The 13,130-nt window shown below is 70.8% G+C and carries 11 protein-coding genes; 4 read left to right on the top strand and 7 right to left on the bottom strand.

Features of this window, described 5'->3' with window-relative positions; genetic code table 11:
* Positions 1-3: 3 nt before the first annotated feature.
* The 3 genes from ACIBB8_RS08180 to gcl form a co-directional block, all read right to left on the bottom strand.
* Positions 4-1,170, bottom strand: a complete 1,167-nt coding sequence (locus ACIBB8_RS08180; RefSeq protein ID WP_398949632.1) for an acyltransferase — start codon at positions 1,168-1,170, stop codon at positions 4-6.
* Positions 1,163-2,161: an alpha/beta hydrolase gene (locus tag ACIBB8_RS08175; protein ID WP_398949630.1), complete on the bottom strand. Its 999-nt coding sequence runs from the start codon at positions 2,159-2,161 to the stop codon at positions 1,163-1,165. The genes ACIBB8_RS08180 and ACIBB8_RS08175 overlap by 8 nt, the downstream gene beginning before the upstream one ends.
* Before the next feature lie 262 nt (positions 2,162-2,423).
* Positions 2,424-4,208, bottom strand: coding sequence for a glyoxylate carboligase (gcl, locus tag ACIBB8_RS08170; RefSeq protein WP_398949628.1), 1,785 nt, complete (start codon positions 4,206-4,208; stop codon positions 2,424-2,426).
* A gap of 311 nt (positions 4,209-4,519) precedes the next feature.
* Here gcl and ACIBB8_RS08165 point away from each other — a divergent pair, with 311 nt between their 5' ends.
* The gene (locus tag ACIBB8_RS08165; protein WP_398949626.1) at positions 4,520-5,236 is read left to right on the top strand and encodes a hypothetical protein; all 717 of its coding nucleotides are present in this window, start codon (positions 4,520-4,522) and stop codon (positions 5,234-5,236) included.
* 182 nt (positions 5,237-5,418) lie between these two features.
* Here the strand turns inward: ACIBB8_RS08165 and ACIBB8_RS08160 are convergent, their stop codons facing one another.
* Together ACIBB8_RS08160 and ACIBB8_RS08155 are read right to left on the bottom strand one after the other, a co-directional pair.
* Positions 5,419-6,534, bottom strand: coding sequence for a PP2C family protein-serine/threonine phosphatase (locus ACIBB8_RS08160; protein ID WP_398949624.1), 1,116 nt, complete (start codon positions 6,532-6,534; stop codon positions 5,419-5,421).
* Positions 6,535-6,894: 360 nt separating this feature from the next.
* Positions 6,895-7,464, bottom strand: coding sequence for an RICIN domain-containing protein (locus ACIBB8_RS08155; RefSeq protein WP_398949622.1), 570 nt, complete (start codon positions 7,462-7,464; stop codon positions 6,895-6,897).
* 474 nt (positions 7,465-7,938) lie between these two features.
* On the opposite strand from ACIBB8_RS08155, the gene ACIBB8_RS08150 reads away from it, so the two are divergent.
* Positions 7,939-8,445 (top strand): GNAT family N-acetyltransferase, encoded by a 507-nt coding sequence (locus ACIBB8_RS08150; RefSeq protein ID WP_398949620.1) that lies wholly within the window; start codon positions 7,939-7,941, stop codon positions 8,443-8,445.
* Between the two features lie 125 nt (positions 8,446-8,570).
* The gene (locus tag ACIBB8_RS08145; RefSeq protein WP_398949618.1) at positions 8,571-8,792 is read left to right on the top strand and encodes a hypothetical protein; all 222 of its coding nucleotides are present in this window, start codon (positions 8,571-8,573) and stop codon (positions 8,790-8,792) included.
* A 33-nt stretch (positions 8,793-8,825) separates the two neighbouring features.
* Here ACIBB8_RS08145 and ACIBB8_RS08140 read toward each other — a convergent pair whose 3' ends face one another.
* Both ACIBB8_RS08140 and ACIBB8_RS08135 read right to left on the bottom strand, forming a co-directional pair.
* The gene (locus tag ACIBB8_RS08140; protein WP_398949616.1) at positions 8,826-10,439 is read right to left on the bottom strand and encodes an AMP-binding protein; all 1,614 of its coding nucleotides are present in this window, start codon (positions 10,437-10,439) and stop codon (positions 8,826-8,828) included.
* A complete protein-coding gene (locus ACIBB8_RS08135; RefSeq protein ID WP_398949614.1) occupies positions 10,436-12,112 on the bottom strand; it encodes an AMP-binding protein in 1,677 nt (558 codons plus the stop codon). The genes ACIBB8_RS08140 and ACIBB8_RS08135 overlap by 4 nt, the downstream gene beginning before the upstream one ends.
* 109 nt (positions 12,113-12,221) lie before the next feature.
* Between ACIBB8_RS08135 and ACIBB8_RS08130 the strand changes: the two genes are divergently transcribed.
* Positions 12,222-13,064 carry a response regulator transcription factor gene (locus tag ACIBB8_RS08130; protein ID WP_398949612.1) on the top strand — a complete coding sequence of 281 codons (843 nt, stop codon included), beginning with the start codon at positions 12,222-12,224 and terminating at the stop codon, positions 13,062-13,064.
* Positions 13,065-13,130 lie beyond the last annotated feature (66 nt).

The following is a 13,130-nucleotide window of genomic DNA, read 5'->3' as shown; positions in this document are numbered from 1 at the left end:
ACCTTAGACACGGTCCATCACCGAGGGCCTGGTGGGACGGTTCTCGCGGACGATCCGCCCCTTCCCGCGTCGCGACCGCCCCTCCTCGTACTTACGGAACGCCGCCCAGCAGACCAGCAGCGCCACGGCGAACGCCGGCAGCCACGCCAGACGGGCGAGCACCCAGCCCGAATCCCTGGGCACGGTGTGCAGTCCCGGCAGTGCCTCTCCCGCGAGCAGCCCGATGGCGGTGACCGCCATCATCGCGGTCTGGTGCCAGAGGAAGACCGTCATCGCGGAGAGGTTGACCAGCGCCACCGCCGCCCACGCCGCGGGGCGGCGCAGGACCCGCCGCAGCGGGCCGAGCAGCAGCCGGGCCGCGCCACACTGGGCGAGACCGAAGGTGACGGCCGCGAGGGTGGGCGGGTCGAGGTTGGAGATCCTGCTGCCCGGCACCCCGACCATGGACGCGGGGTAGCCGGCCCACAGAACGAGGCCGGCGGTGACCGCGGCGCCGACCAGCAGCAGCGCCCATCCGGTGGCCCGGCTGTGCAGGCCGCCGCGGGCCCAGGTCGCGCCCAGGCAGTACGGGACCAGCCAGCCGGCCGCCACATTGATCCATCCGAGCCAGGCGGGCCCGCCCAGTCCGAACCGGATCAGGTCGACATGGAGCACGACGGCGAGCGGCCAGAGCGGATGGAGCCTGGAGACCAGCGGGGTGACCGCGGTCAGTGCCGTGAAGACGAGCAGGAACCACAGCGGTGACAGCACCAGCTTGAGCAGCGCGTGCACGGTCTCCGTGCCCACCCCGGCGGCAAGCAGCGTGCCCGCTATCACGGTCCACACCACCAGCACGGCGGCGACCGGCCGGAACAGCCGGAGCATACGGGCGCCGAGCCACTGCCCGTACGTGGTGCCGCGGGCGCGGGCGGAGGCGTAGCTCTTCGCGGCCATCTGTCCGCCGACGAGGAAGAAGACCGCAAGGGTCTGGAACAGCCAGGAGACCGGAGTCAGTTCGGGCATGTGCTGGAGGGGGCTGGCGGCGCGCACCGTGCCGGTGTCGGCGATCAGTGCGGTGACCAGCCAGTGGCCGAGCACCACGCCCAGGATGGCGAGGGCGCGCAGGGCGTCCGCGGCCCGGTCGCGTTCGGGCGGGGTGGCGGCGTCGATCCGCCGGACGAGTTCACGCATGACGGCCCTCCTCGACAGGGGTCCGGCCGGAGACGATCCGGGCGAGGTTCTTCAGGGACAAGGAGCCGCGCTTCAGGTAGTCGCTGTGGCCGCAGTCGCCCGCCGCGAAGTGCCGGGCACCGAACCCGGGCGAGACCGGGTCGGTCCCGAACCCAACGGTGACGAACGGAAGTCGGAGCTGTTCGTGCGGTACGTCGGCGATCCAGTCGCTGCCGCCCCGGCCCGCCCAGACGGTGGCCCGGGTGTGCAGCGCGGCGACGCTCCGCGCGCCGGTGCCGGGGCTGCCATACAGGACGATGCCCGCGACCTCCAGTCCGGACGCGGCCTTGGCGCAGACGACGGATCCGTAGGAGTGGCAAAGCAGCGTGATCCGGGCGGAGGGTTTGGACGTCTTCAACTCGTCCAGGAAAGAGCGCAGTTCGGGGGCGGAATGCTCAGCCAGGCCGGACGTCACCGCTTCCGGGCTCACCGTGGCAGGCGTTGCGTACCCGAGCCAGCCGATGACTGCCGATCCCTCGCCGAGCTTCCGCTGGAGCGCGACACCACCGGCCCTCAGCCGCCAGTACTTGTCGACATTGATGCCCGCGCCTGGAACCAGCACGGCGATCCGGCGCGCCGTGGACAGATCACCGAAGACCTCGGCGCCGCGGCCGCCTTCGCGGCCGTCGAAGGAGAGGAAGTGGCGCGCCGGGTCGGCCAGTTCGCGCAGCGCGGCCGCCCGCTTCCGGTCGCCGTGGTCGGTGGCCATCCGTTCGGCCGCCCGGATGGAACCGCGGTTGACGGCGTACCGCTCGTCCAGGGCGGCGGGGGTCGCACGCAGCGGGGCGAGAGCGGCGGGGGCGGGCGCCGGGACGGCGGAGGGGCGGGCCGCGCCCGAGAAGGGCACGGTGACCGCGGCGATGACGAGGGCTGCGAGGAGGGTACGGGCGCCGCGCGGGCTCGTGAAGAGGCGGCGGGTGCGGGGGCGGCTCCTGGGCTGACGGGGCGCCATAAGTGGACGGTCCTTCCGTACCGGATGTGGGTCGTGCTTCCGGTACAGAAGCTAGGGAGCGGACCGTGTCGTCGGCGTCCACCCGTGGAGGGCACCTTCCGCGTAGCTCTGAAGTACTACGGGTAGGGGTGTCGGCCGTGTTCGGCCTGGCCGGGACGGGCAGGTGGGGGGGGGGGGCGGGCGGGGGGGGGGGCCCCCCCCCCCCCCCCCCCCCCCCCCCCCCCCCCCCCCCCACCGGGGAGACGTACCGAGGAGTGGTGCGTCAGCTCGCGACGAACGGGCGGATCGCCGTCGGGGCGTGGCCCGGCTCGGTGGCAATGTCCTCCCACTCGTTGACGGCGTCGATCCCGGCGCCACTCATCGAGATGTTGGTGATGCGCTCCAGGATCGCCTCGACGACCACCGGGACGCGGAATTCGGCGGCCAGCTTCTTGGCCTCCTCGAACGCGGGCAGCAGCCGGTCCGGCCCAGTGACCCGGATCGCCTTGCAGCCCAGCCCCTCGACGACCTTGACGTGGTCGACGCCGTAGACGCCCAGTTCCGGGGAGTTGATGTTCTCGAACTCCAGGTTGACCTGGAAGTTGATGTCCAGGTTGCGCTGCGCCTGGCGGATCAGCCCCAGGTAGGAGTTGTTCACCAGGACATGGACGTACGGGATGTTGTGCTGCGCACCGACCGCCAGTTCCTCCAGCATGAACTGGAAGTCGTAGTCCCCGGAGAGCGCGACGACCTGGCCCTCGGGGTCGGCGGTGGCGACACCCAGCGCGGCCGGGATGGTCCAGCCGAGCGGGCCGGCCTGGCCGCAGTTGATCCAGTGGCGCGGCCGGTAGACGTGCAGCATCTGCGCGCCGGCGATCTGGGAGAGGCCGATCGTGGTGACGTAACGGGTCTCCGGCCCGAAGGCCCGGTTCATCTCCTCGTACACCCGCTGCGGCTTCAGCGGCACTTGGTCGAAGTGGGTGCGGCGCTGCAGCTTCGCCCTGCGCTCCTGGGTGGAGGCGGCCCAGGCGCTGCGGTCCGGCAGCTTGCCCGCGGCCTTGAGCTCCTTGGCCACCTCGACGAAGAGCTCCAGCGCGGCCCGGGCGTCCGAGGCGATACCAAGGTCGGGCGGGAAGATCTTGCCGAGCTGAGTGGGCTCGATGTCGACATGGACGAACTTCCGGCCCTTGGTGTAGACGGCCAGGTCGCCGGTGTGCCGGTTGGCCCAGCGGTTGCCGATGCCGAGGACGAAGTCCGACTCCAGGAAGTTCGCGTTGCCGTAGCGGTGCGAGGTCTGGAGGCCGACCATCCCGGCGTTGAGCTCGTGGTCGTCGGCGAGGATGCCCCAGCCCATCAGCGTCGGGATGACCGGGGTGCCGGTCAGCTCGGCGAACTCGACGAGAAGTTCGGAGGCGTCGGCGTTGATGATGCCGCCACCGGCGACGATCACCGGGCGCTCGGCGGCCAGCAGGAAACCGATCGCCTTCTCGATCTGGGCACGGGACGCGGCCGGCTTGTAGACGGGCAGCGGCTGGTACGTCTCCGGGTCGAACTCGATCTCGGTCAGCTGGATGTCGATGGGCAGGTCGATGAGGACCGGACCCGGGCGGCCCGAGCGCATCAGGTGAAAGGCCTGCTGGAAGACGCCGGGCACCTGCGCGGCCTCCAGGACGGTCGTCGCGGCCTTTGTCACGGGCGTGGCGATCGACGCGATGTCGACGGCCTGGAAGTCCTCCTTGTGGAGCTTGGCCACCGGCGCCTGGCCGGTGATGCAGAGAATCGGGACGGAGTCGGCGATCGCCGAGTAGAGCCCGGTGATCATGTCCGTGCCGGCGGGTCCCGACGTACCGATGCAGACGCCGATGTTGCCGGCCCTGCTCCGGGTGTAGCCCTCGGCCATGTGGGACGCGCCCTCGACATGGCGGGCCAGGGTGTGGTCGATGCCACCGCCGGCCTTGAGCGCCGCGTAGAAGGGATTGATCGCCGCTCCCGGCACGCCGAACGCGTGACTGACGCCTTCCAGCTTGAGGATCTCAACTGCCGCTCGGGCAGCGGTCATTCGAGGCATGTGAGTGCTCCTGCTCGGACCTGGTGGAGTCGGGCTCTGTCGCGCCACCTGAGAGCACCAATTCCGCATTACGGAAGCTTATTTCTGCTATACGGAAGCAATCTAAATGGCGGCCCGGCGGCCGTCAAGGGAGGGCGCCGGGCCGCCGCCACGCGGTGCCGGAAGAGCCGCGAATCCTCCAAGTCGCTCCCCTCGCGCCCCGCTCGTGGTGGACCATGGGGGCACGGGGCGCGGTCGGACGGTGACGGTCACGGAGCGCCGACGCGCCCGAAGGCAGGCACCGGCGGCGGCAGCGGTGCCGGAGGGAGGCCATGGGGGAGTCCGTGCCGGTACGCTGCCCGGCCTGCCGCCGCGAGCACGCGTACCTCGCACCGGTCTACCCGTGCCCGTGCGGGTCCCCCACCGCCGCCCCGATGCTGCGCGGCGCCGCGCCCGAGCCGATCACGCACCGCACCTGGAACGACGACTGGGTGACCGTGCGCTGCCGCGCCTGCGGGCGCCACGACCAGTGGCCGCAGCCGGAGCTCTGCTGCCCGTGCGGGACGGTGCTGCGGATCCCGGTCAGACCGGTCACGGCGGCCGGCGCCGACCCGGCGGACGGGGTCCGGCCGTCCCACATCCCGCTGCCGCGCACGGTGCCCGCGCCGCGCCCGCCGTTCCGGCCGCTGACGATCCGCACCGGCCGCGACGCGGTCACCGCCGCCGCCATGTATCTGCGGTGGCTGGGCTACCGCGACGTCGTCATACCGGCGGAGCGGCCCTCGTCCCGGATCGATCTGCGCGCCGCCGGACTGATCGCCCAGGTCGACTCGGCCACCCGGCCGAGCACCCTGCGCGACGTCGAATGTCTCTGGCTGAACGCCCTCAACGCATCGGTGACCAGCGTCTTCTTCTCGCTGACGGGGTATACGCAGGACGCCAGGGGGCGCGCCGACGGGCTCGGTATCCCGCTTTTCGTGATGGACCTCACCGGGACCCCGCAGCCGGTGAACAGCCCGGCGGACGAGCTGCTCTCCACGGGGGGCTGAGGGTGTCTGCGGAGTATCGCCGTCCGCCCGAGGGACGGCACCCGCGGCGACCGGTGCGGTGCATCGCAATGCGCCGGACCGTCCCGACAACGCCGCCGGCGCAGTCGCAGGGCATCGGGAGCCCACTCCCTGTCGCGGGAGTGGCCCTCAGTGGAGCACGCTGCCGCGGACACTCGGCCGGGTCACAGCCGCACGACGACCAGGGCGGTGTCGTCGGTGACACCGCCGAGCGGGAGCAGGTCGGCCAGCAGGGCGTCCGCGAGGGTTTCGGGGTCGGCTGTCCGGTGGCCCGCCAGGGAGCGGGCGAGCCGTGCGAGACCGGCGTCGATGTCTTCGCGGCGGCGCTCGATCAGGCCGTCGGTGTACAGCACGAGGACGGACCCCTCGGCGAAGGACGCGGTGGCCTGGGGCCGGGGAGCGGGTTCGGGGCGGGCACCGAGCGGGGGGTCGGTGGCCCGGTCCAGGAACTCGACGGTTCCGTCCCCGTGCAGGAGGGCCGGCGGGGGGTGGCCCGCGCTGCTGTAGGTGATGGTGTGGGTGTTCCAGTCGATGAACGTGTTGGCCACGGTGGTGTTCTCGGCGCCGTCGACCGAGCGGGCGTACAGCCCGAGGACTTCCAGGGCAAGGGCGGGGCCTTCAGTGACGCGGGAGGCGGCACTGAGCGCGCTGCGCAGTTGCCCCATCACCTGGGCCGCAGGCAGGCCGTGGCCGACGACGTCACCGACGGCGACCGCAATGCGGTCGCCGGACAGTTCGACCAGGTCGTACCAGTCACCGCATACGTCCAGCGCGTCGATGGCGGGCCGGTAGCGCGCGGCCGCCGGGTGGCGCCCGGCCGGGCGGAGGGCGGGCAGCATCGCCTCCTGAAGGCTCAGCGCCACCACGCGGGCGCGGATGAGTTCGGTGACCTCCTCCACGCGGTGCATCAGCAGCGCCACCCGCCCGTCCGAACCGAGGACGGGAATATTGATCATGGTCCAGTAGCGCTCGCCCAGCACCCCGGGCCGGTCGGGATCCTCAATGTCGTAGCGCTGCAGCTCCATGGTGTCGCGCTCACCGGTTTCCGCCGCCCGGCTGAGTGACGCCTCGATGTTGCGCACCACGGCCGCGCCGGCGTCGTTCGGTTTATGGGCAAAATCGTCGCGCAGGTAGCGGCCGATGACTTGGCTGCGGGTGCGGCCCATCACGCGCAAGAACTCTTCGTTGACGTCCGCGTAGACCAGCTGCGGGGTCAGCAGCGCCACCGCACCGGGCAGGGCCTGGAACACTGCCGCGTAATCGATCTCCGGTTCCATCACGTCTGCCCTGCCTCGACGTCGCCGCTGGTGTGTCTTTTCACGATAGGCACGGCGAGCCGAGGCAGCGGCACTCCTCTTCCCGTGGAGACGGGCAGGTCACACAGTTGGCTCTCGGCCCTGCCCGCGAAGGCAGGGAGGGCCGGATCGGCAGCCTGGCGGGCACGTCACAGAGGAGCAGCCGGTACGCGGTCGCCTGCGGCGCCCCGCCGGCCGCCCGGCGGATCGATCTGTGCGACCAGCGGCGTGCCAGATCTTCACACTGTCCGTCGTCCGCCGTGCACGACCGAACGTGGCTGGGTCCCCCGAAGGGGAGCCCAGCCACACGGTGTCAACGCCTGCCCCACGGACTCCCGCGAGGACTCAGAGGTCGTTGGGCTCCCAGACGGGCAGCCAGACGTCGTTGGTCGCGCCCTCAGCGGTGCAGTCGTACTGGATGAGGGGACGTCCAGCGCCTACTCCCCCTGCGACGTTGAGGCACTTGTTGCTGGACTTGGCGACGATCTGGTAACCGATGCCCTTGGGCACGAGCCTCCACAGCTCGTTGTCGGCGTTGCCACAGGTGTACTGGATGATCTGGGCTCCGTTGGCGTTACCGCCGCCGTTGACGTTGAGGCATTTGCCACTGCTGACGGACCTGAACCGGTAGTAGGCGCCCCGGACCGCATTCGCTTCCCAGCGCTCGTTGGGCGCGTCGGTCCACGGGTACTGGATGATCGGGACGCCGTTGCCCAGGGCCGCTCCCCGTACGTTGGCAAGCTGGCCCGGAGCGGCGGCCAGTCTCAGGGTCAGCTGCTTGGCGACGACGGACCGTGGCGCTGCCCCCGCGGAGTCGCTGGCGACGGCCGGGCTGAATGAGCCCGACATCAGCGCGCCACTGATCGCGACGGCTCCCAGGCCCACAGCCCACCGCTTGCAAGTTTTCACGTTCATTTCTCCGATCCCGCTGCTGCACACGCCAACCCCTATGTCGCCGTGTGCAATCAGCTCGCTACAGAAGGTAGCCAATCGGCTGCATGCGCCACAGATGGCATTGGGGTCGCACGGGAATCGACAAACGCCTCCACACGCCCCCTCGGTACCAGCGGCATCACCCTTGGCAGGCGTTTGGCGTGCTTGACAGCCCGCCAAGGTGCCCTACGCGGTCCGGCCCGTCCACGACGGAACCGGGCCGTGCGAGACCGAGCCCGATCCCCGGCTCCACCACGAAGACCCGGCTTTCCGGATTGCGCGGTCCCTGATGCCCGTCGCCCACTCCCCCTGACGCGCGGCGCGCGGCAGGCGCGACGCGTGCCGGGCCGGGCGGACACCAAGTGACGCGGGGGACAGCGCTCGAACGGGCGCCCGCGGGTCGGCAGTCCAGGGCCTCCGCCCCCGCGCACCGGCCGCCGGCGCCATACTGGCGGCATGCGTATCCGTCCCGCCCGCCGCTCCGATCTCCCGCTGCTCCAGGACATCGAACGCGCCGCCGGCGAACCGTTCCGCACCCTCGGCATGTCCGCCGTCTCGGACGACGACCCGCCACCCCTCGACCTGCTGGACGACTACCGCAGGGCCGGCCGCGCCTGGGTGGCCGCCGAATCCGACGACCGTCCCGTCGGCTATCTGATCGCCGACGAGGTCGACGGCGCGGCCCATGTCGAGCAGGTCTCGGTCCATCCGTCCGCCGCCCGGCGCGGTGTGGGCCGCGCGCTCATCGACCACGTGGCCGACTGGGCGGGCGACCGGCGGCTCGCCGCCCTCACTCTGACGACGTTCTCCCATGTCCCGTGGAACGCGCCGTACTACACGCGCCTCGGCTTCCGTACGCTCGCGGAGGCCGAACTCACCGACGGGCTGCGGAAGATCAGAGCGGAGGAGGCGGAACACGGCCTGGACCGCTGGCCGAGGGTCTGCATGCGACGCGAACTCTGACCGGGCGTCAACCCCCTGCCCTCGGAGCGGAACCGGTCGGCGACAGCGAGTGCAATCGGTCACGTTCACGCCAGGGGGCCACAATTGTTCGGGCTGTGTCAGTGGGCGGCCGTAAGATAGCGCCCATGGTCTTAATTCCACGGCACTCCCCTTCTTCCGACCCGCTGCACACCGCACAGCCGACGCGCCCGTCCGCCGCCGCGGCGAACGAGGCGATCCGTGCGCTGGTGGACGCGCGAGCCGGGCAGGACTGGTCGTCCGTGGAGTCCGCGGCGTACGAGGTACTGCTCATCGAGTGGGCGGCGGCGACCCGCGGCGCTGCCGGCGACATCATCGAAGCCGCCTGACCGCGCCCCGGGCGCCGCCCCCCGCGTCACCGACTATCCGTAGTTCTCCCGCAGTTCGATCTTCCGGACCTTCCCGCTGACCGTCATCGGGAAGGCCTCCAGGATCTGCAGCCTCCGCGGGATCTTGTAGTGCGCAAGCTGCTCGCGGCAGTACTCCGTCACCTCGTCCAGGCTCGGCGGGTCCGCCGGGTCCCTGGGGATGACACAGGCCAGGATCTCCTCGCCGCGCGTGGCGTCCGGTACGCCCACCACCTGCACATCCGCGACCTTCGGGTGGCCGTAGAGGAATTCCTCGATCTCCCGCGGATACACGTTCTCGCCACCCCGGATGATCATGTCCTTGATCCGGCCGACAATCTGTACGTAGCCGTCCTCGCGCATCACCGCGAGGTCGCCGGTGTGCATCCAGCGCCCCGCGTCGATCACCTCGGCGGTCCGATCGGGCTGCTCCCAGTAGCCGAGCATCACGCTGTAGCCACGGGTGCAGAGCTCGCCCGCCTCCCCGCGCTCCACGGTCACGCCGGTCGCCGGGTCGACGACCTTCACCTCGATGTGCGGCATGACGCGGCCGACCGTGCCGGTGCGGCGCTCCAGGTCGTCGTCGCGGCGGGTCTGGGTGGAGACCGGAGAGGTCTCCGTCATGCCGTAACAGATGGACACCTCCTCCATGTGCATCTCGGCGACGACCCGCTTCATCACCTCGACCGGGCAGGGCGATCCGGCCATGATCCCGGTGCGCAGCGAGGAGAGATCATACGAGGCGAAGTCGGGAAGGTTGAGCTCGGCGATGAACATGGTGGGAACGCCGTAGAGGGAGGTGCAGCGCTCCTGCTGGACGGCGGCGAGGACAGCGGCGGGATCGAAGGCGGGAGCCGGAATCACGATGCAGGCGCCGTGCGAGGTGATGCCGAGGTTGCCCATCACCATGCCGAAGCAGTGGTAGAAGGGGACGGGCAGACAAACCCGGTCCTGCTCGGTGTAGGCGATCAGCTCCCCGACGAAGTAGCCATTGTTGAGAATGTTGTGGTGGGAGAGAGTGGCTCCCTTGGGGAAGCCGGTCGTGCCCGAGGTGAACTGGATGTTGATCGGGTCGTCACAGGACAACTCGGCTTCCCGTGCTGCCAGTTGTTCGGCCGTGACCGATCCGGCCGCTGCCGTCAGCTCGTCCCAGGACGGATCGCCTATGTAGTGCACGGACCGCAGGGCGGGGCACTCCGCCCGGACCTGGCCGACGAGGGCGCGGTAGTCGCTGGTGCGGTGGGCGAGCGACGAGATCAGGATCGAGATCCCCGCCTGGCCGAGCACGTACTGCAGCTCGTGCGCCCGGTAGGCCGGGTTGATGTTGACCATGATGGCGCCGATGCGGGCGGTGGCGTACTGGACGAGCACCCACTCGGGGCAGTTGATCGCCCAGATTCCGACGCGGTCGCCCCTGGCCACCCCGGAACCCATCAGTCCGCGCGCCAACTCGTCGACCGCCGCGCCGAATTCGGCGTACGTCCAGCGCCGCCCCGAAGCGACGTCGACCAGCGCCTCACGTTCCGGGTACGCCTCGACCGCCCGGTCGAGATTGCGCCCGATCGTGTCGCCGAGCAGAGCGGTGGTGCCGGTGCCGTGCGCGTACGACAGCCCGGTCCGTCCGGTCATCGCAGGTCCCCCTCGTCGTATTCGGTGCCGGTGCCCTGGGCCGTGCGCTCGCGCAGCTCGATCCGGCGGATCTTTCCGGAGACGGTCTTCGGCAGCTCGGCGAACTCCAGCCGGCGGATCCGCTTGTACGGGGCGAGGACCGCCCGCGAGTGCGCGAACAGCACCTTCGCCGTGTCCGGTCCGGGCTCCCAGCCCTCCGCCAGGACGACATACGCCTTCGGTACGGCAAGCCGGACCGGGTCGGGCGCGGGCACGACCGCGGCCTCGGCGACCGCTTCGTGCTCCAGCAGCGCGCTCTCCAGCTCGAACGGCGAGATCTTGTAGTCGGACGCCTTGAACACATCATCGGCGCGACCGACATAGGTGATGTAGCCGTCCTCGTCGCGGGAGCCGATGTCGCCGGTGCGGTAGTAGCCGCCGGCCATCGCCTCGGCGGTACGGTCCGGGTCGCCGTGGTAGCCGGCCATCAGGCCAACCGGGTGGTACGACAGGTCGAGGGAGATCTCGCCCTCGATCGCACCGGGCTCACCGGTGACCGGGTCGAGGAGCTCGACCTTGAATCCGGGACTGGGCCGTCCCATCGAACCGGCCTTCAGTACCTGGCCGGGGGTGTTGGCGACCTGGACGGCGGTCTCGGTCTGGCCGAAGCCGTCCCGGATCGTGACGCCCCACTCGCGCCGGACCGTTTCGATGACCTCGGGGTTCAGTGGCTCTCCGGCGGCGACGACCTCGCGCGGCGGGGTGTTCAGCTGGGAGAGGTCGGCCTGGATCAGCATCCGCCAGACGGTGGGCGGCGCGCAGAAGCTGGTGACGCCCGAGCGGTCCATTTCGGTCATCAGGCGGCCGGCGTCGAACCGGGTGTAGTTGAAGATGAAGACGGTCGCCTCGGCACTCCACGGCGCGAAGAGGTTCGACCAGGCGTGCTTGGCCCAGCCCGGTGACGAGATGTTGAGGTGGACGTCCCCGGGCTTGAGACCGATCCAGTACATCGTCGCCAAGTGACCCACGGGGTAGGAGACATGGGTGTGCTCGACCAGCTTGGGGCTGGCGGTCGTGCCGGAGGTGAAGTACAGCATCAGTGGCTCGTCGGCGTCGGTCTCCCGGTCCGCCTCGAAGCTCTCCGGCTGCTCACCGGCGCCGGTGTAGGGGAGCCAGCCCGGTACGTCCTCGCCGACGGCGATCCGGGTGTAGTCGCCGGGCACCTCGTCGAACTTGGCGACGTCGGCGTCCCGCACGATCACATGCCGGACCCGGCCGCGCTCCACCCGGTCGCGCAGGTCGACGGGGCCGAGGAGCGGCGTGGCGGGGATGACGACGGCGCGCAGTTTCATCGCGGCGAGGGCCGTCTCCCACAGTTCGACCTGGTTGCCGAGCATGACGAGGATCCGGTCGCCGGCGCGCACCCCTTGGGCGCGGAGCCAGTTCGCGGCTCGGTTGGAGCGGGAGGACATCGCGGCGAAGGACACCTCGGTGCGACGGCCGTCCTCCTCCACGATGTGCAGGGCGGTGCGGTCGTTGTTCTCCGCTATGACGTCGAACCAGTCCAGCGCCCAGTTGAAATGATCGGTCCGGGGCCAGCGGAAGCCCTCGTACGCCGTCGCGTAGTCCTCGCGATGCTGCAGCAGAAAGTCCCGGGCGGCCCGGAACGTTTCCGTTGCGCTGGTTGCCGACATGTGCCCTCCTTTTTGCGGACCGGACCGGTCCTTTAGCATCATGTAAACAGTGACCCAGGTCTCACCACCCCCGAACAGGGGTACCGCAGGCGGGCAGAGAGGCGACAGCGTGCCGGAACCGGTCGATGCGGTCGAGATGCAGGCGGCCCTGCTGCGGTTGCGCCGGGCAAGCGGGCTGCCCGTGGCGTTCGGCGGGCTGCTGTCGGATGCGCGTCACGCCAGGATCGCGGAGCTCAACGGGGCACAGACCACGGCGCTGCGCGGCCTTGTCATCACTGCGGGCAGCGGACTCGGCGGCAAGTCGATCGCCCTGTCCCGGCCGTGCGCGGTGACCGACTACCCGTCGTCGCGCCACATCAGCCACGAGTACGACACCGCGGTCGCCGCGGAGGGGCTGCGTTCGGTGGTCGCGGTGCCCGTCGTCGTGCGCCGCAAGGTACGGGGCGTGCTGTACGGGGCGCTGCGCGAACCCCTCACCCTCGGGGACCGTACGTTCGACGCGGCCGTCGCGGCGGCCCGCGACGTGGAACAGACGCTCGCCGTGCGCGACGAGGTGCAGCAGCTCCTGGCCTTCACCCGGGACCAGGTGACGGACCCGCGGGCGGCGCCGGGTGCTTGGGAGGACGTCCGCGAGGCGCACCGCGAGCTGCGCGCGCTGGTCCCGAGGGTGACCGACCCGGCACTTCGCGAGGAACTCCTCTCGGTGTGCGGGCGGCTGGCCTCCGCGTCCGGGACGACGCTGCCGAGCGCCCACGGGGTGCAGCTGGCGCCGCGCGAGATCGATGTCCTCGCCTGCGTGGCCGCGGGCTCGACGAACGCGGTGGCGGCCGAACGGCTGGGGCTTCAGCCGGAGACGGTGAAGGGGTATCTGCGCGCGGCGATGCGGAAGTTGGGGGCGCACACCCGGCTGGAAGCGGTCGTGGCAGCGCGCCGGGCTGGGCTGCTGCCGTAGGTGCGCGCCGGGCGTTCACTCCGGTCGCACGCCTGACGTCCGCCGGGGGTCTGTGCCGTACGGTCG

It is taken from the genome of Streptomyces sp. NPDC051286, assembly GCF_044455345.1.
Taxonomy (GTDB): domain Bacteria; phylum Actinomycetota; class Actinomycetes; order Streptomycetales; family Streptomycetaceae; genus Streptomyces.
The sequence above is the reverse complement of the archived record's forward strand: the minus strand, read 5'-3'. Positions and strand labels throughout refer to the sequence as shown.

What these genes read in the sequence shown, in the direction of transcription:
- ACIBB8_RS08155 (WP_398949622.1), bottom strand. Translation starts at nt 7,464, where the DNA reads ATGAACGTGAAAACTTGCAAGCGGTGGGCTGTGGGCCTGGGAGCCGTC.
- ACIBB8_RS08165 (WP_398949626.1), top strand. Translation starts at nt 4,520, where the DNA reads ATGGGGGAGTCCGTGCCGGTACGCTGCCCGGCCTGCCGCCGCGAGCAC.
- ACIBB8_RS08150 (WP_398949620.1), top strand. Translation starts at nt 7,939, where the DNA reads ATGCGTATCCGTCCCGCCCGCCGCTCCGATCTCCCGCTGCTCCAGGAC.
- ACIBB8_RS08140 (WP_398949616.1), bottom strand. Translation starts at nt 10,439, where the DNA reads ATGACCGGACGGACCGGGCTGTCGTACGCGCACGGCACCGGCACCACC.
- ACIBB8_RS08175 (WP_398949630.1), bottom strand. Translation starts at nt 2,161, where the DNA reads ATGGCGCCCCGTCAGCCCAGGAGCCGCCCCCGCACCCGCCGCCTCTTC.
- ACIBB8_RS08135 (WP_398949614.1), bottom strand. Translation starts at nt 12,112, where the DNA reads ATGTCGGCAACCAGCGCAACGGAAACGTTCCGGGCCGCCCGGGACTTT.
- ACIBB8_RS08145 (WP_398949618.1), top strand. Translation starts at nt 8,571, where the DNA reads ATGGTCTTAATTCCACGGCACTCCCCTTCTTCCGACCCGCTGCACACC.
- gcl (WP_398949628.1), bottom strand. Translation starts at nt 4,208, where the DNA reads ATGCCTCGAATGACCGCTGCCCGAGCGGCAGTTGAGATCCTCAAGCTG.
- ACIBB8_RS08180 (WP_398949632.1), bottom strand. Translation starts at nt 1,170, where the DNA reads ATGCGTGAACTCGTCCGGCGGATCGACGCCGCCACCCCGCCCGAACGC.